Annotated in this window: 21 protein-coding genes; 4 read left to right on the plus strand and 17 right to left on the minus strand. The window is 57.8% G+C overall.

The window, feature by feature from the left end; all coding sequences use genetic code 11:
- On the plus strand, nt 1–288 hold a 288-nt coding region (locus AABO57_12600), incomplete at its 5' end, for a hypothetical protein (GenBank protein MEK6286572.1).
- An 8-nt stretch (nt 289–296) separates the two neighbouring features.
- Here AABO57_12600 and AABO57_12605 read toward each other — a convergent pair.
- From AABO57_12605 to AABO57_12685, 17 genes are all read right to left on the minus strand, one after another.
- On the minus strand, nt 297–1118 hold the full coding sequence (locus AABO57_12605) for a pseudouridine synthase (GenBank protein MEK6286573.1): 822 nt from the start codon (nt 1116–1118) through the stop codon (nt 297–299).
- A gap of 33 nt (nt 1119–1151) precedes the next feature.
- The gene (gene scpB / locus AABO57_12610; protein MEK6286574.1) at nt 1152–1685 is read right to left on the minus strand and encodes an SMC-Scp complex subunit ScpB; all 534 of its coding nucleotides are present in this window, start codon (nt 1683–1685) and stop codon (nt 1152–1154) included.
- A 129-nt stretch (nt 1686–1814) separates the two neighbouring features.
- A complete protein-coding gene (locus AABO57_12615) occupies nt 1815–2594 on the minus strand; it encodes a segregation/condensation protein A (GenBank protein MEK6286575.1) in 780 nt (259 codons plus the stop codon).
- An 88-nt stretch (nt 2595–2682) separates the two neighbouring features.
- Nucleotides 2683–3693, minus strand: coding sequence for a tryptophan--tRNA ligase (gene trpS, locus AABO57_12620; GenBank protein MEK6286576.1), 1011 nt, complete (start codon nt 3691–3693; stop codon nt 2683–2685).
- A 21-nt stretch (nt 3694–3714) separates the two neighbouring features.
- Nucleotides 3715–4398 (minus strand): site-2 protease family protein, encoded by a 684-nt coding sequence (locus tag AABO57_12625; GenBank protein ID MEK6286577.1) that lies wholly within the window; start codon nt 4396–4398, stop codon nt 3715–3717.
- Nucleotides 4399–4605: 207 nt separating this feature from the next.
- Nucleotides 4606–5634, minus strand: a complete 1029-nt coding sequence (locus tag AABO57_12630; GenBank protein MEK6286578.1) for an IPT/TIG domain-containing protein — start codon at nt 5632–5634, stop codon at nt 4606–4608.
- Nucleotides 5635–5719: 85 nt separating this feature from the next.
- The gene (locus AABO57_12635) at nt 5720–6400 is read right to left on the minus strand and encodes an HAD family phosphatase (GenBank protein ID MEK6286579.1); all 681 of its coding nucleotides are present in this window, start codon (nt 6398–6400) and stop codon (nt 5720–5722) included.
- A gap of 168 nt (nt 6401–6568) precedes the next feature.
- On the minus strand, nt 6569–7270 hold the full coding sequence (locus AABO57_12640; GenBank protein MEK6286580.1) for an EF-hand domain-containing protein: 702 nt from the start codon (nt 7268–7270) through the stop codon (nt 6569–6571).
- Between the two features lie 36 nt (nt 7271–7306).
- Nucleotides 7307–10312, minus strand: coding sequence for a TonB-dependent receptor (locus AABO57_12645; GenBank protein ID MEK6286581.1), 3006 nt, complete (start codon nt 10310–10312; stop codon nt 7307–7309).
- Between the two features lie 98 nt (nt 10313–10410).
- Nucleotides 10411–10839: a hypothetical protein gene (locus AABO57_12650; GenBank protein MEK6286582.1), complete on the minus strand. Its 429-nt coding sequence runs from the start codon at nt 10837–10839 to the stop codon at nt 10411–10413.
- Entirely contained in the window at nt 10829–11374 is a 546-nt protein-coding gene (locus tag AABO57_12655; protein ID MEK6286583.1) for a hypothetical protein, read from the minus strand. The genes AABO57_12650 and AABO57_12655 overlap by 11 nt, the downstream gene beginning before the upstream one ends.
- Nucleotides 11371–12156 (minus strand): RNA polymerase sigma factor, encoded by a 786-nt coding sequence (locus AABO57_12660; GenBank protein ID MEK6286584.1) that lies wholly within the window; start codon nt 12154–12156, stop codon nt 11371–11373. The genes AABO57_12655 and AABO57_12660 overlap by 4 nt, the downstream gene beginning before the upstream one ends.
- Nucleotides 12157–12589: 433 nt before the next feature.
- Nucleotides 12590–13240 (minus strand): hemolysin III family protein, encoded by a 651-nt coding sequence (locus AABO57_12665; protein ID MEK6286585.1) that lies wholly within the window; start codon nt 13238–13240, stop codon nt 12590–12592.
- A gap of 100 nt (nt 13241–13340) precedes the next feature.
- Entirely contained in the window at nt 13341–15053 is a 1713-nt protein-coding gene (locus tag AABO57_12670) for an ATP-binding protein (protein ID MEK6286586.1), read from the minus strand.
- Nucleotides 15054–15207: 154 nt separating this feature from the next.
- The gene (locus AABO57_12675; protein MEK6286587.1) at nt 15208–16065 is read right to left on the minus strand and encodes a hypothetical protein; all 858 of its coding nucleotides are present in this window, start codon (nt 16063–16065) and stop codon (nt 15208–15210) included.
- 64 nt (nt 16066–16129) lie between these two features.
- Complete coding sequence (locus tag AABO57_12680) at nt 16130–16477, minus strand: hypothetical protein (protein MEK6286588.1); 348 nt, start codon at nt 16475–16477, stop codon at nt 16130–16132.
- Nucleotides 16478–16487: 10 nt separating this feature from the next.
- Complete coding sequence (locus AABO57_12685; GenBank protein ID MEK6286589.1) at nt 16488–17249, minus strand: PspA/IM30 family protein; 762 nt, start codon at nt 17247–17249, stop codon at nt 16488–16490.
- A 485-nt stretch (nt 17250–17734) separates the two neighbouring features.
- Between AABO57_12685 and AABO57_12690 the strand changes: the two genes are divergently transcribed.
- The 3 genes from AABO57_12690 (at nt 17735) to AABO57_12700 (ending at nt 22346) form a co-directional block, all read left to right on the plus strand.
- Nucleotides 17735–18754: a polyprenyl synthetase family protein gene (locus AABO57_12690; protein MEK6286590.1), complete on the plus strand. Its 1020-nt coding sequence runs from the start codon at nt 17735–17737 to the stop codon at nt 18752–18754.
- A 112-nt stretch (nt 18755–18866) separates the two neighbouring features.
- Nucleotides 18867–21002, plus strand: coding sequence for an SUMF1/EgtB/PvdO family nonheme iron enzyme (locus tag AABO57_12695; GenBank protein MEK6286591.1), 2136 nt, complete (start codon nt 18867–18869; stop codon nt 21000–21002).
- 78 nt (nt 21003–21080) lie between these two features.
- Nucleotides 21081–22346, plus strand: coding sequence for a HAMP domain-containing protein (locus AABO57_12700; protein ID MEK6286592.1), 1266 nt, complete (start codon nt 21081–21083; stop codon nt 22344–22346).
- The last annotated feature ends 6 nt before the right edge of the window (nt 22347–22352 follow it).

Genomic DNA, 22352 nt, shown 5'->3' on the forward strand with positions numbered 1-22352 from the left:
GAAACCACGCGGAGTTTGGCTGAGCGTCAGAACAAGACGGAGGAGACAATCCTGGAAGTGGGGCAAACCATGTTGGACGTCGCGAATGCCCAGGCACGGACCAGCGAGATTCTCACGACCCTGGCTGAGCGTCAGATAGCAACGGAGGAAACCACACTGAGTCTGGCTGACCGTCAGAACAAGATGGAGCAAATAATCCTGGAGGTGGGGCAAACGATGCTGGAAGTCGCGAACGCTCAGGAACGCACGAACGCGATTCTGGAGCGTCACATAGCAAACCACAACTAATTCGAGCGTCACCTGACTCTCTTGCTATTCCTGTCTCGTGGGAGCGGCTTGATGTTTGTGCGGCGCGGCTTTGCCTCTTTCGGCTTTCGATGTGTCCTTGCGGGAGGAGCTTGGAAGAATCTCTGCACTTCCTTAATAGTAAGCTCACGATGCTGACCCGGCGCGAGGCCCACGTCGGTGATGTGACCGATCTTGACGCGGCGGAGCTTCACCACTGAGTGGCCGATCGAATCGAACATGCGCCGGATCTGTTGGTTCTTGCCTTCACGCAGGATGACTTCGTACCAATCGTTGCCGGCTTTCCTTGTGCGGTCGATCAAGCGTATCTCGGCCGGCGAAGTGTGAGCCCTCCCTAACGCGATCCCGCGACGCAAGCGCCCGATCTGTTCTTCGCTGGGCGAGCCCTTCACTTTCACGTGATAGACTTTTTCGACGCGGCCGCCCTTCGTCACAAGATCTGTTAAGTCACCATCGTTTGTGAGAATGATCAATCCTTCAGTGTTGAAGTCAAGACGTCCGACAGGATGAAGCCCGCGGCGCGCGGAAGGCGGCAGCAAGTGCGCTACAAGCGGGCGATTCTTAGGATCGGAGGCTGATGACAGATAACCTCGAAGCTTGTTGATAAGTATGTACCGCTTCTCTTGAGCGCGAATTGAAGTGATCAGCTTGCCGCGTACCTTGATGTGATCACGTTCCGGATCGGCTTTCATGCCAAGCTCGGTGGCGGCCTTGCCGTTAACGGTGACTTCGCCTCGGCGCATCATCTCCTCTGCAGCGCGCCGCGAAGAGATGCCTGCGTTCGCGATTATCTTTTGAACACGTTCCAGCATGTGTACCAAGCCTGTAAGGCCAGCGATATTGGTTCAACTGCTCATGAGGTCTTCGAAGTCTTCGAGGTTCGGAAGCTCTGACAGATCGTTGAGCCCGAAATGGATCAAGAAGTCCTTCGACGTGCCGTAAAGCATCGGCCGGCCGACGACCTGTTTGTGGCCCTTCGCGACAATCAACCGCCGGTCGAGCAGCGTCTTTATCGCCGAAGTCGAAGTCACGCCGCGAATCTCGAGAATCTCGGGAATCGTGACCGGCTGCTTGTAAGCGATGACTGCAAGCGTTTCAAGCGCGGCCAGCGATAGTCGCGCCGACGGCTGCGACTTCAAATAGCGCCTCACATACTCGCTGACCTCGAGCCGCGTCGTTATGCGATAGCCGCCGGCGAGTTGCCGCACTTCGAGTCCTCCGCCGCGGGCGTTGAACTCTTCTGCCAGTTGGTCCGTCGCGGTCTGAATGTCGGCGACGGATTCGCCTTCGAGGATCGCGGCAAGTTGCTTTACACTGATCGGTTCTTCGGAGACGTAGATCAGCGATTCGATGATTGGTTTTAGTTCGTCAACGGTCATAGATTAAGAAATGATGCGTGAAACGTGATGCGTGATTCGTGATAAGGGATTCGTGATAAGTGATTCGTGATAGTTGACTGCAAGCTGCAGCCGCGTTCCGGTCACGCATCACGGATCACGGATCACGGATCACGCATCACGCCTCACTATTACAATGTCTCCAAATGTCTCGGACTGCGTCAGGCGGATGGCCAGTTCCTTTACCAGCTCGAGCACTGCCAGAAAAATCAATACCATCTCGCGGCGGGACGCGGCACGCTCGAACAATTTCCGCGCGCTCACTTCCGTCGAGTCATTCAGCATTAATCTGATCTCGGCAATTTTTTCAGCCATCGTCATCTCGTCGCGAGCGATTTCAATCTCGCTGATCGCGCGCCGCCGATCCATCACCTCTTTGAAGACCTCGAATAGCTGAAAGAGTGTTGCGGCGACTTCGGGATTATCCTCGTCGCTCTCCATCGAAGCGCGGCTGAAAGCGGCGGCTTCCATCATCGCCCGCTGATGAAGCACGTTGGCGGCGCCTTTGAATTTTTGATGCTCGAGCAATTGGTACACAAGACCGGCGCGCGGGTCCTCGAGCTCTTCTTGGGGCGCGTCCGGGTCGCGCGGCAGCAACATCTGCGTCTTGATGTGAATCAGGGTCGCAGCCATCACCAGGAACTCACCGGCGACGCCAATATCCAGCTCCTGCATCGCGCGCAGGTAGTCCAGGTACTGCTCGGTGATCCGAGCGATGGGGATGTCGTAGATGGAGACCTCTTCTTTGCGGATCAGATAAAGCAACAGGTCGAGCGGACCCTCGAACATCGAGAGCTTGACCTTGTACTGATCGGTGGTCTCCGCAAACTCAGCCTGGTCTTCAGCGGGGCCACTCATCCGATCGGTCTCTTTTGTGAATGCTTCTTTCATCTGTCAAACGCCTACTTCAAATTCAAATAATTTCAAATCTCACAAATCTCTTAATCCGCAATCGGCAATCGGCAATCGGCAATTCTTGTTAATCCCAATCCATCTTGATCGCGCGGCGCACCTCCGCCATTGTCTTTTTCGCTTCGAGGCTCGCGCGGCGTGAACCTTCCTTGATCATCGCCACAACCTGATCGGGGTTGTCGCGAAGCTTGCGGCTGCGCTCGGCAATCGCGCCGTAGCGCTCGATTATTGAGTCGGCGAGCGCGCGTTTGCGATCTACGCAGCCGATTCGCGCATTGCGGCAATCGTCGTCGAAACGGTCAGCATCCGGCGGAGCCAGGAAGAAACGGTGCATCTGGCACACGTCGCAATCCTCGGGATGACCGGGATCGGTCCTCTTGATGCGCGTGCGGTCTGTGATCATCATCCGAGCCTTCTCTCGCACGACCTCGGCGGAATCGACCAGATAGATCGCATTGCCGTAGCTCTTGGACATTTTTCGTCCGTCGGTTCCGGGCAGCACAGGCACTTCGGTGTGAAGCTCCTTGGGCTCGGGGAAGACGTCGCGAAAGAAGTTGTTGAAACGCCGCACAATCTCGCGAGTCAGTTCGACGTGCGAGGCTTGATCTTTGCCAACCGGAACGAAGTCGGCTTTATACATGATGATGTCCGCCGCTTGAAGCACCGGGTAGCCGAGGAATGCGTAGTTGCCGATGTCTTTATCGGCGATGTTCTCGCGCTGCTCCTTGTAAGTCGGAACGCGTTCGAGCCAGCCGAGCGGCGTGATGGCCGACAGGATCACGTGAAGCTCGGAGTGCTCGGGGATCAACGACTGGATGAAGATGGTCGAGCGCTCGGGGTCGAGCCCGGCAGCCAGCCAATCGCTTACCATGTCGATCGTGTTTTGCTTGATCGCGCTCGTATCGGCATAGTCGCTGGTGAGCGCGTGCAAATCCGCGATGAAGTAGAAGCACTCATACTCACGCGAATCCTGCAGGCGGATCCAGTTCTTGAGCGCGCCCTCGTAGTTCCCCAAATGGAGATTCCCGGTCGGGCGCATCCCGCTCACGATTCGTTTTTTGCCGGCCTTCTCATTCACTCGAACAACCTTCGCGGCCCCTCATACTTGAAGAAGCAAGATGACAAACTCGTAAAGCGGACGGAAGATGGCGCCAAACACCCCCAGGAACATCAACCCGTACAGAAGCATGAACCCGTAAGGCTGGACCTGTTGGTACGCTTCGGCCATCGAGGCAGGCAGCAGCTCTTCGAGCACGTGGCTTCCGTCAAGCGGCGGCACGGGCATCAGGTTGAAGACTCCGAGGCCGATGTTCAGCAGGAGCATTGTGCTGAGCAGCACCGACAACGGCGCCATGAATCCAGCATCCTCCTGCAGCGGCATGACCAGTGTGTAGTAACCCCCGCGCAGAAACACAACACCAGCGATGATCAACGACTTGATTATGATGAAAGCGATCGCCGCGAGAATGAAGTTGCTGATCGGACCGGCTGCCGAGACGCAGATGTTGGCTTTGGTCTTGTCGCGCCACATCAGCGGATTGGTCTGCACGGGCTTTGCCCAGCCTAGCAAAGGAATCCCCGACAGCGCGCTGATGATCGGGAAGAGGATCGTTCCGAACACATCGATGTGGGCAATCGGGTTCAGCGTGATTCGGCCCTGCATACGCCCGGTGTCGTCGCCAAACCTTTCAGAAGTCCACGCATGCGCCGCTTCGTGGAATGAGAGTGAAAACAGAAGAACAATGAACCAGATTATGAGGTTGCCGACATCGATGTTTCCCAAGAACGAATACTCCGCATGCGGCCCGGGGCCAGGTTACGATCAGACTGAAAGCTAACACGCGCTGTTGGGCATGTCAAAGAATGGCGTTGTTGGGTGGTGTCCTAGTTTCAACTCTCTGCGCTACCTCGGGGTCCTCCGCGCCTCGGCGGTTAGGGTTTTTCCACAGCCTTCACCGCAGTGACGCAGAGAACGCAGAGAATAGTAAGGTTAGAAAGGCCAATAGCCTTCGATTCCCAGGTGTACGCGGAAGATCTCGCGGTTGGTCGCAATGATCATGTTCCCCTGATCGTCAAAGCACAGTCCGACGATGCCTATGCCCGCGACTGCCATTTCGGCTTCGGCGTCGGGAGTGATCTTGATGATGCCGCGATGACCACGCCGGCTCGCGGCCACGTAAGCATTGCCGTCGCGATCGAACGCTAAGCCCTGCGGTCTTCCCAGCCCCGAGAAGAATCGCATCACTTCGCCCTCGGGGCTGATCCTCATCACCGAATCGAAGCTGGAGAGCGTCGGCCCGGTCACGTATAGATAACCGTCAGGTCCGAAGGCCAGATGGTAGGCGGCCATGCTCGGTTCGAGCGTCGCGAAGCTTGTCCCTTCGCCGATCTCGTTCACAAGGTAGATCGTACCGCTGCGGTCGCCCACGAACATTCGCCCTTCTGAATCGAACGCAATGCCTGTGGCGATGCCAAGGTTTCGGGCGAACTCCTCGGCTTCTTTGAACGGCGTCACGCGATAAACCGTTCCGTCGTAGCGGCTCGTTATGAACATCTCGCCGCTCGGGCTGAAGGCGAGACCCGTCGGATTGATCATGTCGGTGAGGAACGGCTCGCTGTCGCCGTTGGGGGTGATCTTGTAAACGGAGACCGGGACCTTCTGGCCGCGCGTTCCTGAAAGCGTGGTATACACTGCGCCGTTGTCGCGATCGTACGCGGGATTGGCAACCGGATGCAGGTTCTCGGCTAGCTTTTGGCCCACGATGAACGGCACGCCTTCGCTCACCGAGCCGTTTGATTCCAGAGTTACATAGGCTTCACCGCCGACTACAAACAGGCCGGGAGGCACCGGCGCAATGACGCGAGTGGCCGAGGCGCTTACCGGTCTGGTCTCCGCGCCTCCAAAGAGCACGCGAGCATCCTCGTAGGTGGAAAAGACGAAGTCATTGCAGGTGATGATGACTTCACCGCCCTCCACTCCTGCATTGGGCACGATGCTTTCGATCACAGGCTGCGCCATTCTCGCCGCTCCTCGATTGCTCGATCAAGACCCGAGTATATTACGATGCTGTGCATTGATTGTCCACAAAACCACATTGAGCGTTTTACGCTTCAAAAAGACTCTGCACGTCTTTCAATGACAACGCGGCGAGGCTTTCGATGATGCGGTTGGCTTCGGAAAGCTTCTCTTTCGGATAAGTGTTCGATACTGCCAGACAGGGCATCGCTGCCTCACGCGCTGCGCGAATGCCGCGGATTGAGTCTTCGATCACCAGACACTCGCCGGGTTTGATAGGATCACCGCTCAGAGCATTCAACAAATCAAGGGCCTCGAGGAATGGATCAGGATTCGGCTTGCTTCGGGCGACGTCTTCCGAGCTTACGATCACCCGAAAGCAATCACGCAAGCCTCCATATTCCAGGATCAGTTCGATCTCAATTCTAAGCGCGCCCGAAGCAATCGCTAATGGATAGCATTCGGCAGCCCTGTGAATGAACTCCGCCGCGCCCGGAAAGATCTGAAGGCCGGCCTGCATCATCTGCCGTACGTATTCGGCTTTTCGCCCGATCATCTCGTTCAGTTGGTCCTGTGTAAGCGATCGGCCGCGCTCGCCGAATGCCCGCGTGAAACAACTTCGGTCATCAAGCGCGAGATAATGCGCGAGGTAGTCCTCTTCGGTGATCGCGATGCCTTCTTCCCTCAGTACGCGATCGAACGCTGCCAGGTGAAGCGGTTCGGTGTCGGCGATGACCCCATCGCAGTCGAAAATGATTGCTCTTAGCATAGGTCTTCACGTGCGGTCTGCTCGAAACTGGGAGGCTCTTCACACCATAAAACAATGAGGAGTGAAAAGCTCGTAAAGCCTGTCACTCCTCTTTTTTGTCTCAAGGTTTAGAGTTCAAGCTTTAGCTTGCGGGCCGCAACCCGCAACCTGAAGGTTGAACTCTGAACTCTAGTTGTTCGGCTGCGCCGTCTTCTTAGCCTCGCTGGCTTTCTTCAGTTGCCTGAGCGCGGTATCGGCTTCCTCGCGCGTCACCGAGCCGTCTTTGTTCAGGTCGAGCGCCTTGAAAGTGCGTTCGTTGCCCATCTCGTCAGTGGTGATCTTGCCGTCCTTGTTCTTGTCGTTCTTCTCGAACAGGTTGCTCACTTCAACGCCCCCGGTTGCTTGAGCTTGTGCTTCATTCACTGCGCGGAAGAAGCCGTTCATCTCTTCTTGCGAAAGGTCGCCGTTCTGATCCTTATCGAGTGTCTCGAACAATGAGACGATTTTTGCGAACTCCTCGCGCGACACCTTGCCGTCGGCATTCGCATCCATAAGCTTGATCAGGCTCTCGCCGGTACGCGGCCCGCCAACCATCATGCGGCCCCCGCCCGAGCGCATTGCATTCCATTCTTCCTCATCGAGAAAGCCGTCGCGGTTGGCATCGAGGCGATCGAAGAACTGGGGCGGCATCTGGGCTGCTTCTTCGCGGCTAATCTTCTTGTCTTTGTTCTTGTCCAGATCGGCGAACTCCGGCATCTGGATCTGCATCCGCTGACCGCCTCCACCGAATCCCGGTGGCGGGGGCATCGGTGGATGGTCCTGTGCGGACGCCACTGCAATGCTGCCAGCCATCACGGCAAATGAAAACAATAGTCCAAAAACTTTCTTCATAGACTTCATACTCCTCAAGTATTGGGCGCCGTCCGACTAGAAATTAAACCTTATGCTCAGGTCAATTCTGCGCGCCCCGTTAAAACCAAAACCAAATCCGCCGCCACCACCGCCGCCAACGTTATTGGATCTGCCGAAGAATGGCGAGGTGAGAGTGCCGTTGAATCGTCCTTCGTTCAGGTGATTGAGCACATTTGTGGCGTTGATGCTGAGCGTCAGATTGTACTTATGGCGATTGGCGCCGAAGCCCGGACCGCCCATCACCATCATGGCGCCTCCGCCTCCACTCATCACCATCGTCCCGCCACCGGCTGGCGCTTGGGGAGCGCGAGCGCCGGTATTGCCGCCGGCATTGGCGCCGCCGCGCCCGCCGCCGCCCTGTCCGCCCCCTTGTCCGCCGCTGCGACCACTGGCGGCATCTCCGCCGCGCCCCCCGCCGCGCTGATTTTGCGCTTGCCGGTCGCCTTGTTGCCCACCTTGCGTGTTTTGGGCTGCGCGATTTGCGTTCATGCCGGGGAAGTTGTTAGGCGGCGGGCCAAAGCCGAAAGTTCTCGATATGCCGATGTTCACGCTAATGGAGCCGGCAGCTTGTCCGAAATTGCGAGGAATGATCGCATCGCCCGGCAGCGGGTTCGGATTGAACGTGCCGAAGCGGGTAACTATCGCTCCAGTATCGCCTGCATTCGCGAAGGCCGGCCGGTCGGTAAATTGATTGTCGCCATTGTTGTCGCGGCCGGTGATTATGTTGAACGTACCTCCGCTCCTTAAGCTAACGTTTGGGGTAAGGCGCAATTGCCCCGGAATCGTAAAATTCCCGACGAAGTTGAATTGGTGCCGCACATCGGACGATGCCCGCCCATACTCTGTGGAGAGGTCGTAGGGATTGGCCGGCATCGTGCCTGAGCCATCCGTATCGTTGCGCGCGGACGCTAGCGTGTAGAAGCTGAACAGCGATACCTTCTGATTAAGGTTTGCGCGCAAACCGACTCGCATCTGATGCCGCCTCGAGAAGCCCGTAGACTCATATTGAAGTATGGGTCCGACCTCGGGGAAAGGAACTATCGGCTGCCCGTTTTCAAATTCAAGAGGAGCGTTGATGTTTCGCGAGCGAAGCAGATGTACGCCTCGGAAGACGTCGTAGGAAATCGAAGCGAACAAATTCCTGGGCAACTGCCGTTCATAACTGATGCTGCCCTGTATCGTGTAGGGCGCGTTGAAGTCCTCAGCCTTGGAGCGAGTGGTCGGGTCAATCCGCGCGGCCAGGTCAAACGTGTTGGGGATGTTTCTGAAAAAGTTAGGCTGCTGGATGACGAATTGCTGTTGGTGCCCGCCATCGAACCTTATTACATCCGCCGTCAGGCCCGTGTCGATGCGGCTATAGAAGACGCCGCCGCCGCCTCGAATGTTGCTCTTCTTATCAAGCGCCCAGACGACGCCGAACCGAGGCGAGAAATTAACCTTGTCTTGCAAATGCGTCTGGAAGTCGTGCCTGAGCCCGAACGAGAGCGTCAGCTTTGGTGATGCTTTCCAGTCGTCCTGCAGAAACCAACCAAACTGCCACTGGGTGAAACCTATGAACGGATCGCCGCGATTAGTTGAGAATTGGGACGGGCGCACGCCAACATCTCCTCGCAGCACGGCAGCGAACTGATCGAGCGAACTGAAAGTGAATGTGCCGTTGAAGTTCGACCGATTGAGGTTCTCAAACTGATCCGCTTCGGCGGTGAAGCCGGTTTTGAACGTGTGCGTCTTGTGGGTGTAGGTGAGTATGTTGGCGGCATCCAGGTTGCGGTTTATGTTATCCGAGAAGCTCTGGCTGCCGCCGCCGTTAAACGAATCCAGCACGTTGATGGCTATGTCGTTTGATAGTCCGCGAGATTGGCTCGATCGCCGGCTCATTTGAACACGCATCTCGTTGACGGCGTGTTCGCTTGCAATTGTGGTGAACGAAAACCGCATTGTGTCCTCATTGGAGGAGGACGTGCTGGCTCGCTCCGGCAGGAAAAATCCGCCGCCGCCCAAGTTTAGCGACTTGTTCTCCGACCGCCGGTACTGAACTCCGATTGTGTGCTTTTTGGTTAGAAGGATATCTGTGCGAACGGAGAAGTTGAACCCTCGCCGCGGGGTCAGGAAAGTCGTAAGGAACGGTTGCGGCTGAAGGGTCGTCGGGTTCAGAACTATCGCGTTGATAACGTCGTTCTCATCCAGCTCATTCCGGGAAAAATCAAAGAAGAGTCCGGCGCGATTGCGCACTATTGGGCCGCTGAAGTAGCCGCCGTACCTGCGGGTTTGCAGAGGCGCCCTGAATGAAGCGTACGGGTTGCGAGCGTTGAGCGACTCGTCGTTGAAGTTTAGATTGAAGCCGCCGTGATAAGTATCCGCGCCCGGTTTCGTGATGATTTCAATGCGGCCAAAACCCGTTTCAGTATGCTCCGCCGAGAACGGATTTGTGTTTATGTTGATTCTGAGAATAGCTTCCTTCGGCGGAATCTGGCCGCGCTCGCGGAAGCCTCCGACAAAAACAGATGCATCGGCGCCGGCAGCCCCCGCCATCTGCTTGAGCGTCTCGAGCAACTCGTCGGGGTCATCGGGAAGGGCTTCGAGGTCCTTCTCGGTCAATGTGATCGCCGAAAGATTCTTATCGGGGTCGGTGGAAATCGCCGCCGCGTCGTCTTTCACCTCGACCTTCTCGGCGAGCATGATTTTCAGCTTCACATCGAATGGCCCGCTTGGTTTCGTGGTGAGGTCGATCAGCTCTGAGAATTTGCCGAAGCCTTCGACTTCCACGCTCAGCGTGTACACTCCCGGCTTAACTGTGAATCGATAACGGCCGTGATCATCGGCCACAGCGGTGTACTTTTGACCCTTGCCGTCGTCGAGCGTCAGAGGCGCCGCGGTGAGATAGGCATTGGTCTCGTCTATCACGGTGCCACGCAGCTCGATCATACCCTGGCCCTGTGCTGCACCGGGCGCAACCAGCGCGAAAAAGTTCACCACTAGTAAGAGTGAACTGAGCGAAATAGCAATTGTTCTTTTCAGCATCTTCGATTCTTCTCTTTTCTTAACTGCTTCTCTTGTCATTCAGTTGATGCAGCGTCCAAGTTCCAATAACTGCACTGCAATATCTCAAAGGGGCCGCCTTACTTCTTGGACCGATCTTTCTCCTGCTCGCGCATCTTGTCGTGCTTCTGAACCATCTCCTCGTATTTTGGAAGCTGCTCCGGAGACAACAACGTCCGAATGCGGTCCCGCGACTCTTGCCGCACGGCGTTGAACTTGGGCTCGAAGTCCTTAATCCGGGGCTCCATATCCTTCCTTATCTCGCGGTATTTGTCGGTGGTCTCATCAAGGATCTTCTTAATCTGGTCCTGTTGGTCTGACGTGAGACCGACCTCCTCATCCATCCGTTTGATGAGGAACTCGGCCCCGCCCCGTCGCGGGTCCTTCTTGCTGGAGCCGGTCAGGCTCTGATACAGGTTGAGCGACAGCGCTCCGGCTGCGAATCCGATTACGAATACCGACAGCACAATGAAGCGAGCCTTTGTCTGGCTGTTGGGCCTACTTTCCATTTTCCTTCTCCTCGACCGCGACTAGAGTCTCGAGCACGTCGTCGCGGGTCGGCGCGGGATAATCGTACATATCGGGGAACACGACCCGCTCTCTCGGGCGGACCGCAGCCTGGCTTATGTTGTCAGAAGGCGGTTGTCTCCACATCAACGTGGCGCCGATGATCACAAGCAACAGGACAGCCATCACAGGAACCAGTTGACGCGCAGTGAGCAACAAAGCAGCCGCCCACGATTCGTCTGCGCGGCGAGACTGGGAAAGCTCGGGACCGCGCGCGATCCTTGCGCGGAGCGCCCTGAAGAAATCCTCGTCGGGCGTAATCGGTTCCGGCGCGGCCGCTGCGTCGAGAGCCGCGCGCTGCAACCCGAACAGCCGGTACTCGAGCGCGCATCGCGTGCAGGTTTGCAGATGACGCTCGGTGGCTGCTCGCTCGGTCACGTTCATCCCAGTGCCAGCGGAGCGCTCGTCCAACGGGGCAAACCGCTTCTGCGCCTGGCGGCACACCATATTTGTTTCTCCACTCACCTTGTCCATCATTTCTGTTGACTCCTCTGCATTCGCTCTCCGCTTAAGACCAATCGCTTCATTGCAGCCCTGAGCACCCGGCGGGCCCGGAAGGCTCGGACCTTAACTTTCGACTGGCCCCACCCGGTCATCTCCGAGACTTCCTTAACCGAAAACCCATCGCGGTCTATGAGCACGACGACCAGTCTGTCCTCCGCCTCGAGCTTACCCAAAAGCCGGTCCGCTATCTCGGCGGCATCGCGCTGGCGTTCGGCGCTTGCGTGGCGGTCACGGGCGACTTCCAACATCTGAAGCTCGAACCACTCGTCCTCCTGCTGGGTCTCCTGCGGTAACTGCTGCTCGATCCGCCGGCGTTGCGCGCGAAGGTGATCGTAGCAAGCATTCACTGCGATCTTAGCGACCCACGCCTCAAACGACCGGCCCAGCGTGAATGTGCCGAGCGAGAAGAAGGCCTTGGCGAATACTTCCTGCGCGATGTCTTCTACCATGTCGCGGCGGCGAAAAAAGCTGCCGGTGATGCTGAAGACGCGCTGACTGTGACGCCGTACGAGGGTTTCAAAACTGTCCTCGTCGCCGGCGAGGCTGCGTCTGATCAACTCGTCTTCATCGGTCGTGCGATCTGCTTCGTGCAGGCTCACTGCCCCTTCGGATACAGAAGCCGAGCGCGCCTCGCCGCTACCGATATTTTGTTCATCGGAGTGTCGATCCAACCCTGCGCGGCCTATTTCCGAAGCTTCGCCAACCAGCGCCTGACGGGCCGTGCTTTGCGCGTTTCCCTTATCGGCCTGCTTCAATCCACGCTCCACTGAATTGCGGGATCTGAGGTCCCGAATGATGCTGCGAACGACTTTCGTTTCGTCTCGTTTGTTTCTCGCGCCACACCCACTGGCGCAATCGAGGTTGATCAGTTGGCTAACCTGACTAACGTAGCGACGCTAGCTTTGTTCGCCTTTTTCATCAACCCGCTGCCCGCCGCCCCGGCCAGTTTGTTTGCAAAGAACTATTGATGACCCACGTGCCAAGTCCGTGCCAAGCCCGTCAACAGTGTATAAGACGATGGGGCTACTTGAACGGTTACTAAAAGTTAAGCGGGCTTATTTACGGTGCCCAAACGTCCGAATGTACCGTAGACTGTCCAGTCTGCGTTTTGAGTCATCCGCAGACTGGACAGTCTACGCTACATCGAGAAGAGCGAGGTTTGGGTTGCGGGCGGACTTAACCCCCGAGTCATGAGCTCCTGGGCAGGACGTAGAACATCACTGCGAAGTAGTGGCAAATGCTTCCGGCCATGACAAACACATGCCAGATGGCGTGATTGTAAGGAACTCGCTTCCAGGCGAAGAACAACACACCTACGGTGTAGAACAATCCGCCGGCGAATAACCAGATCATCCCTGACAAAGGGACCGCTGCCATCACCGGCTTGATCGCAATCAGCACCAGCCAGCCCATCGCGACATAGACTAAGGTCGAGACTATTTCAAACCTCTCAACGTGGAAGAGTTTCCAAAGGATTCCGAAGACAGACAGACTCCAGACCAACGCAAACAGCGTCCAGCCCCAGAAGCCGCGCAGGTTGACCAAAGTGAAAGGCGTGTAGGTTCCAGCGATCAGCAGGTAGATCGCGGTGTGATCGAGGATCTTGAGGATTCTTTTCCACCGCGGCGTGTGAAAGCTGTGATACAGCGTCGAGGCGGTATACAAAAGAACGAGCGTAACGCCGAAGGTCGTGCACCCGGCAATGTGCCATGCGTCTCCCCGAAGAATAGAAAGGACAACCAGCACTACGAGGCCCACCACGCTCAGAGCCAGCCCGATGCCATGGGTGATCCCGTTTGCCAGTTCTTCTATTAGGTTCTCGCTATCGGACTTGCTCATAGTTTCTGATCAAAGCAACTTCAGCTAAGCACTATCTTTAGAGATCGTTACGCGTTTCGACATATCGAACTCCGAGTTCAACAGTTGCTGAGACGCCGAACTATCTTATGAACGCCCTCAGTGCTTCGATGCGCTGGCTCAATTCAATCGGCGATAGATGCCGGTATTGCTCCGGAACCATCTCTCTCGACGTAGCCTCGCGAGCCGCAACCAGGATCTGATACTCGACGGCCATCTCGTCGCGAGCCGGGCTGAATTCGTTGGCTACCTGCTGGATGTCTTGTTGGCCCGTCTTATCGCGGCCTGCCATACGAGCCATTCGCCGCGCGCGGATCAGCATCGACTCGATGTCAGCGCCCGACAGCGTCAGCGTGTTTTTGGTGATCGGCGACCAGTCCGTCACTTCGTGTTTGATCTTGTGCTTGTGAACCATTGCCTCGACGACGGCCAAGCGGTCTTCCTCCGAGTCGGGATAGAACAGTGATATGTGCTCTTCGGCGCGCCCCTGGCGCTTAAGGTCAATCGGCAACAAGTCAGGCCGGCTGGTCATCAGTATCCACAATATGCGCCCGCGATTCCGGGTGTCGCCCATTGCCGCCGCAAGCTTTGAAAAGATCCGCGCGTCAACACCCGAGTCTCCCCCGGACTCGCGCGAGCCCAGCGTCGCGTCGGCTTCGTCTACGAGCACTACGATCGGCGCAAGCGTCTGAAGCAGGTTCAGTATTTTTTCAAGATTCGCTTCGCTCGAGCCGACCCAGCGCTCGCGAAAATTCTTGAACGCCACGACGTTCAAGCCGCAATCGTGCGCGAAGCATTCCGCCAGAAAAGTCTTGCCCGTTCCGATCGGACCCGAGATCAGAATCCCCATTGGCGCTTCTTCAGTGTTGCCCGCGCGAATGGTATCGGCGATCGAGCGCATGTAGCTTTTCGCTTTATTCATCCCACCCACCGAGTCCAACCCGAAGCGCGGCTGAACGAACTCTACAAGCCCGACGCATTCGGCTTCGATCAGTTCTTTCTTCTTCTGCCGAATCTTGTCGAGCGTAAGCGGGTTGCTCTCGCTGGCCGCGCTGCGCATCAACGAATTCAGGTGCACGCGATTGAGCCCGGATGTGGTCAACGCCAACTGTTCGTCGGTGACCTCGTTCGAGAGCTGCGGTAACTGAGAGCGCAGATGGCCTATGAACTCCAACCGCTCTGCGTCATCGGGGTAGGGGATATCAATCGCCGACAATCGCGAGTTCTGTCTGATGCGCGGGTGAATCTCGGCCACGCTCTCCGCGACAAGTATGACGATGTTGTCCTTCTTGAGCAGTCGCGAGCTCGTTATCCAGCGCTGAAATGCGACCAGGTTTGTTCGGTCGTCGCCCGACATGAAGCTCGCGTCGCCCGAGGGGATGATCGTTTCGAGGAAGTTGATGATCACGGCAACTTGATCGCCGTAGAGCAGGAAATGCTCGATCAATGGCAGCGCGCGACCCGGTTCTTTCGGAAGCTGTCGAAGCGCGTCGCGATTCATCAGCGGGTCCGAGACCCGCAGCAAAGCTGCAAACTGCCGCTCGGCTTCCGGGGAACCGAACTTGATCCCTTCGCTGCGGTTGTAAGTCAGCAGATGCTTGGTCCCGACCAGCTCGCGCTGAAGGTAGTTGGGCAGGCTGATGTACTCGGTGCCGGACCTTACCAGATCATAGATATTGTTGTAGAGAAGGAAGTGACTGGCCTCGCCCGCATAGTACTTGCGCGCCATGCGCGCCGCCCATGAGGGGAGCTGGTCGATCTCGTCTAGTAGTAATCTTGTTCGTGATGATGACATAACTTGTTTAGGGTTCCGGGTTCAGGGTTCCGGGTTCAGGGTTCCGGGTTTGCGTTGATCTTCTACGAACGCGCTGTCAAACCTCACTTACATAGCCCGCAATCCCGAATCCTTGAACTCTGAGAACCCTGAACTCGGAACCCTGAACCCTGAACTACTGCCTTTGCGCGAGCGGGGGACGCCCGGACTGTGACGAGCGGTCGGCGGCATCCAACTGGTTCATGATCGGCGCCGTCTCGTCGAGTATTTCCTTGGTCAGCTCGATCGACGACAGCAGCGACTCGAAATCGAGTGACGAGATATGCTCCGGCGTGGGCATCGTTATCACCTGATCGTTCACCAGCCCGAAAAAGCTCTCGATCGATTGAAGCTGGGCCTCGACTCGCTTCATCGAGCGCTCCATGTCGTCGTAGGTCTTCATCCTCTTTTGAAGGAACTCCAGGTTGGTGTGATAAAGGCGCCGCGTGTCGTCATCGAGAGCCGAGGCAATCGCCCGCTCGGCTTGCTGAATCTGGTTTTGAATCGTTTGCCGGTTGATCGAGCGCATATGGTTCTTTCGCCGCCGGTAGGTGTCGAGCAGATCGACGTACGACTCCCAGTACACGTCAAGGGTTTCTATTCGCTCCGGCACCTCAACGACCCCGGTGAATTTTTTGTAGTTCTGGTAAATCTGGTTCTTCATCCAGCGAAGGTATTCGACGGCTTCGCGCTCGCGCGGGTCGAACGACTTCACCAGATCTTCGCGCCGGCGATTACGATCCGCCATCGCGCGCCGCCTGGTTCTTTGATCCACCAGTCTGCGATACCCCGGCGTGTTGGGCACGGTTGAGAGGTACAACGCTTCGGCGGTAGCGCCGGCCGCAAGCGGTATCCACGGCGCCAGCCACGCCAGGAAGCCAAAGTCGCCGGCCGCGGTCGCTGCGAACACCGCTAGCGCGACGAATATCACCATCGCCCAGATGTTGAGCGGTTCCTTGATCGCTTCTTTAACGTAGCTTACCTGTTCTGCCATAGTCCCGAATTGTTCAACCCATCCCTGTCGAGCAGCCGTCGTCAAGAACGTTCGCTTTCGAGCTTCAGGATGCGTTCCTCGAAGTCATCCGATCATTGAGCAGCTTTGTGACATCGGAGAACGTGGGTCGAAGCCTCATCTTAAGATCTTTGAACTCGTCGTAGACCCAACGAACCCTCCGGTCCATGCTCTCCAGCCGCTGCTCCATTCTCTCCTGCCGTTGCTCTATACTAGTCAATCGCGACAAGACTTGCTCCCAAATCGGCCGCGTTTCGTGGAGCCTCGCATCTACCTTCGTCTCCAACTCCGACTGCCGTTTCTCAAACGCCTCCATGCGATCGCCGAGCTTGCCCAACAGTCCAACTACCTCATCGAACCTGCCGTTCAACTGGAATGTCACATCGTCGCTCATAGGAACCCTCTCACTCCAACGCCTTCGCGCGGTCAGAAGGTCCCAGCGTCTTCTCCGCGGAGGAATCGCTCTGAATCGATGGTGGCGCTGGCCCCGACGGGGTGTCAGGCACCAATCCCATTTGCCGCTTGTAAGCCGTCAGGGTGTCTTCGATCTGAATGTTCAACGACTCGCGCTCGATGTCCTGAATCTGCGACTCGACTCCCCCGGTGGCCAGGTCCATTCGAGCTTCGGCGGCCGCGGAGCGCCGTTGAATTCGCTCGCGCATCTCCTGGAACGTGCCAGCATCATCGCCGATCTGGAATGAAGCCATCGCCTGCGAAAGTTGCTCCTGCATCTTTGCGCCGCGCGCCTCATTGACCAGTTGTTGCGCCTCAGCCGTTCGCTTCTTTACCTGAAGGATGTAGTTGTCCAGGAACTTCTTCGCTTGTTCGGACGCCACGCGCGAAGTCTCAAGCTGTTGCCGCGAGCGTTCAAGCGCTGTCTGTTTCTCCTGAAGCGCGGTGATGTATGTGCGCGCGATGTCGTCGCGGCCCGTACTGATGGCGGCCTTTACCTTGGCGTCATAGTCTTTGATCTCGCGCTCGAGAATGACTACTTCCTTCTGCAGGAGCTTCTCGGTTGCCATTACCTGCACGACGTTGTTCTGCATCTGAGGGACCTTCTCGCGCATGTCGCGGATGGTCTGTTGCAGGATCAGCTCGGGGTCTTCGGCACCCTCGATGAGTCCCCCGAAAATTGAACGGAATAGCCTCTTGAGTCTAGCCCACATTTCCCCCTCCTAAACGGGCGGCCTCGGGTTCCACGCTTGCGGCCCACTTTGTACTCAACGGGGCGTTCGACTTCGCTAAAACAAGATGCGCGGGGCGAGGCATATTGAAATTCGTCATTAGTCTACCATAACAAGACACGAGCGAAAATTTAAACTGCCTCATGTAAGGGCAGAGTTCGTAGTCCGTAGTCCGTAGTCCGTGGTCCGTAGTCCGTGGTCCGTAGCGCGTTGCTCGACGCCAATAAGGCCAGTCATACCCATTTAGTTACGTGACCAGAAACTACGGACTACGGACTACGGACTTCCTGAGGTTGCGCCGCCGATGGCCGGTCGCTATAACCAAAGCGGTAGGAGCAGAGGGAACTCTATTCCAATTTTGCCTCGCAAGGATTGGTTTGCTATGATTGCCGTCGCGTTGAGCCTGACGTTGAATCGCCAAACCAAAAAGTAACGCGGATCAACGCGAGATCGGAGCCTCAAACCTGATGCACGGCCGGTTGCAAGTACCCGAAGCGGAGTACTCGATTATGACGCCGGAGGAAATTTTCTTCCTGGTGCACCGCGATCTTGCGCTCGTGGAAAAAGAATTCGACCGTAACGTCTCCGATGGTTCCACGCTGGTGTCATCCATTGCTCGCTACTCGCACGAGGGCGGCGGCAAGCGCGTTCGTCCCGCGCTGGTGCTGCTCGCTTCCAGGCTGGTGAGCGGCGAGGCTTCTCCGTCGGCCGTTCGCATGGCCGCGGTTATGGAGATGCTCCATACCGCAACGCTGGTTCACGACGACATAATAGATGAAGCGCGAGTGCGGCGCGGCCGCGCATCGGCCAATGCGCAGTGGGGGAACGATCGCACGGTGCTGATCGGCGATTGGCTCTACATGACTGCGTTTGACATGAGCCTTCGCGAGCGCAGCTTCGACATGCTCGACGCCTTGACCAGCATGACTCGAATAATGGTCGAAGGCGAGATCATTCAACTATCGCTGGTCGGCAACAGCCATATCACCGAGGACGAACACCTTGATATAGTCCGCCGCAAGACTGCTCACATGTTCAGCGCCTGCGCGGAGGTGGGTGGGATCGTGGCGGGCGCGACTCGCGAAGAACGGCGCGCGCTTGCTCGTTACGGTTTATCTGTAGGCGTGGCGTTCCAATTGATCGACGACGTGCTTGATTTCGTATCGACTGAGGCCAAACTCGGTAAGCCCGTAGCCAACGACATCCGCGAGGGCAAGCTGACGCTTCCGCTGATCTACCTTATGGAAGAAGGCAACGACGAGCACAGACGCATGATCGAAACCGTCATGCGGGAGCGCGGGTTCGAATCGGTGCGGCGCGAAGAAGTGCTTCAGTTGATCCACGAGAAAGGAACGCTCGAGCGCGCGCGGGCTGAGGCCGGGCGCTACGCCGCCGAAGCGATCGAGTCCTTGAGCATCTTTCCGCCATCCCCATATCGCCAGGCCCTTTTGAGCGTGCCTCGCTTCATCGTCGAGCGCGAGATGTGATATTAATTTAGGGGTCGGGGGTAGCACAGACCAGTCTGTACGGTTCGGCGCTCAGCGAACCGCGGCGATACACACTAAAGATCGTGCTACTCTTCTCGGCTCCGGGTTAACCATGCACTGTGATAGATGCAACGTAGATTTCACTGAAGGGCTGCGCTACTGCAAGTGGTGCGGAGGGCCGCTGGTCGATCGCCCGCGCATCACAAGCGAGCTGCACAGTTGTCCGAGTTGCTCCGCCGCGATTCAACCGGGCTGGGCGTTCTGCAAAGCCTGCGGGGAACGCCTCCAGACTGGCGCCAGCGAATCCGCGAGCGGTGCTCACGTCGCGCAGGATTCGCCGGACCCATCGCTCGCGGACACGTCGCTTATCGGGGCGTGCTCATCCTGCGGCGAGCGACTCGATACGGGTTCCCTTTATTGCAAAGCCTGCGGCTCGGCGGCCTATGTCGAGCAGACTCCATTTGGCGGATCGGCGCTGCTGTGCGGCGTGTGCAACAGCTACAGTCCCATCGGCTCGCGCGCGTGCCGGGTGTGCAACGCTCCTCTTGGTCAGGCGGCGCGAACAGTCGTCGATTTCCCGGCCGCCGCACCCACGGTTCAGCAGAAGGTGCCGACGCTGCCTGATCTAGATGAACAAATGCCTGCGCAGGAGACTCCACGCTTGGTCGATCAGGAGTCGGAGGTCGAGTCGGGGGCAAACACCTTGATCTTCGCCGGAGCTGGCCAGGAACAGGAGAAGCAAACCGACCCTTCGCGCCCGAAGGGGACCGCAAAGACCAACACGCTGCCGGGAACCGCTGGGGCCAGATCGGAGCACCAGGCGCCAACCCAGGTCATGCAGATGGGCCGGACCACCGGTCCGGTCGAAGCTGAAGAAGCCGAGGGACCTTCGAAGAAATCTGGCGACCTCGCCGGCTCGCCGGCAACCAGCGGCCAGCGGGTGATCACCGGCGAGCCCACCGTTGAATTTGCTGCCGGGTCTCAGCCGGTGCAGCCGGCTCGCCCGACAACCGCAGACTTTGGTTCCGAATCATCGAGCGAGCCTGCCGGTTCCGAAAGCAAGACCGCGGTCTTCGTTTCTCGCCCACAGGAAGCGCCGCCAGCCTCCCCCGAATCAGTTTCGCAAGAGGATTTGGGGACCCGAAAATTCGATCCCGTTCAACCATCGCGGGAATCGGAGCCCACGAGAGAGTTCCAGCGGCCAGCCGATACGGTAATAGCTGAGCAGGTCGCCCCTCCATCTCAGATGTCCAGGGCGCCACAATGGACTGACGCAGCACCGAGCGCGCCGGCGGCTACTCCCGAAGTCTCACAACTCGAGCCTGAGACTCCGCCTGTTGCGCAAGTCGCCTCGCCGTCTGTTCCAAAGAAACGAACCGGCATCGTCATCGCTTATGTGGTTGTCGCGCTCATGTTGATAGGCGGGGCTGGGTATGTAGGGTGGCTGTTGTTTGGTCGCGGAAAACCTGCGCCGCCACCGCAACCGGTCGCGGTTGAACAGCCGGTCACCACCGAGCCACCGGTTGCGCCCCCGAAGCCTGCCGCGCCGGTGGTGCCCGAAGGGATGATCACTGTCCCAGCGGGCGCCTACACCATCGGCAGAGATGGCGCTGACCCGCTAGAGCAGCCGGAACACAATGTCGACATCCCTGCATACTTCATCGATCGCACCGAAGTCACTAACGGCGCTTACAAAAAATTCCTTGATGCTACAGGTCACAAGCCTCCCTCCAACTGGATCGGCCCGATCTTCCCGGATGGCCGCGATAACTTCCCGGTGACGGGAGTAACCTGGCAAGACGCGGCCGACTATGCGGTCTGGACTGGCAAGCGCTTGCCCACTGAACTCGAATGGGAAGCGGCCGCGCGCGGCTCTGACGGGCGAATCTATCCGTGGGGAAATAATTTTCGCGCGGGCCTGGCTAACATCGGCTCGAAGCCTGATGACGCCAGCGCTGACCAATATCCATCCGGCATGAGACCGGTGGGCGGATATCCGCAAGGCGCAAGCCCGGCCGGCGCGGTCGATATGATCGGCAATGCGTGGGAGTGGGTGGCTGATGAGATCGCGCCGTATTCGGGCAACACCGAAACGAAACTCAAGTTGACGCCCGGGATATCTTATCGGGTGATTCGCGGCGGCGCCTATGATGGAAACAAGTCTCACGACGCCACGTATCGCGGCTTTCTTGAGGCGAGCCAGGCCTACCCGAAGGTTGGATTCCGCTGCGCGAAGGACGCTAAATAGAAACAGTCCGTTGTCCGTAGTCCGTAGTCCGTAGTCGGCTGGGGCTACGGACCAGGGACTACGGACTACGGACTCGCTATGCGATTGAGCTTGAAGCTTGGAGCCTTGTGCGCGGCCGCCGCTTTCATTCCCCTTCTTATCATTTCACTCCTGACCCTATCTGAGGTTTCGGCTCACGCGCGGCAGCAGGCGCTGGAGCAACTGGGCAGCGATGCGCGGGTGGCCGTTTCGCTCTATGAGAAGCGGCTGATTGAGATGCGCGCGATGGCCCAGGCGCTCGCCGATGAGATCGCAAACCGCGCGCTCGTGAGCACCGATAGCCTTGACCGCAACAACCCGGCCTCGTGGGCTCGGCTGCAAGATCTGCTGCCCCGGGCACAGACCGAAGCTTCACTTGATTTCGTGATCGTCACCGATCCGCTTGGCCGGGTGATTGCTCGCCACAACGACAGACCATCGCCAGGCGAGACGCTGCTTGGATCAAGCGACAAAAACCCGATAGCAGAACGAGTGATCGCCGGAGGCAACCAGCCGGCCGCTTCCTGCGTGATCGAGCGGGGCGAGCGGTACGCTCGATTGGGATTGGATCGCATCGCGCAAGTGCGTCTGTTAGACGGCTCGACAATCGATGAAGCTCTGATGATTGAAGCTGGGGCGCCGATCTTTAGCAGCGGACGGTTCGTGGGAGTGGTGCTGGCCGGGCAGATGCTCAATACCTACTACAAGGCACGCGCGAGCGCGAACCCGCTTCAGACTCCGCTGGTGGCCGAAGCAAGGCAGACGCTTTATCGAAACGGCGAGGAAGATGCCGGTGCGGTCATCGCTCTGGGCGGCGCGATCGTTGCGTCGAGCGTACCGCCGGATGGCACTCGCGAATCGTCAAGCGGACCCGCGCTTGCCGGAGCGCTACACGATCCGACGAAAACCGAAGAAGCTTTTCAGAGCGGCGCCCGCGGCTACAGCGTCGCATGGCAGCCATTGAAATCGCTCGATGGAACGGCGATTGGAGCGATCGGCGTAGCCCGCCCGGCGAAAGAGCTTGAAGGTCCGGTGAATGCGGTGCGCGCGACAACTATTCTCATTGGCGCCATTGCCTCGTTACTGGCAGCCGCCGCGGGTTTCATGTTCGGCCGCGGGCTCGGAGCGCGACTCGATGAACTGACCCAGGCCGCGAGCCGTTGGAGCCTGGGCGACCTGAGCACACCCGCCAGGGACCGCGAGCCCTTCCTTGCGCGATGGATTCCCGCTGAATACCTCCGCGACGAGATTACTCAACTGGCCGAGCAACTCAATCAAATGCGCGAGACCTTCAGGCAGGCGATCGAGCGAATCCGAAAGAGATAGTGTCGT

Source organism: Acidobacteriota bacterium, assembly GCA_038040445.1.
Taxonomy (GTDB): Bacteria; Acidobacteriota; Blastocatellia; order UBA7656; family UBA7656; genus Onstottus_A; species Onstottus_A frigus.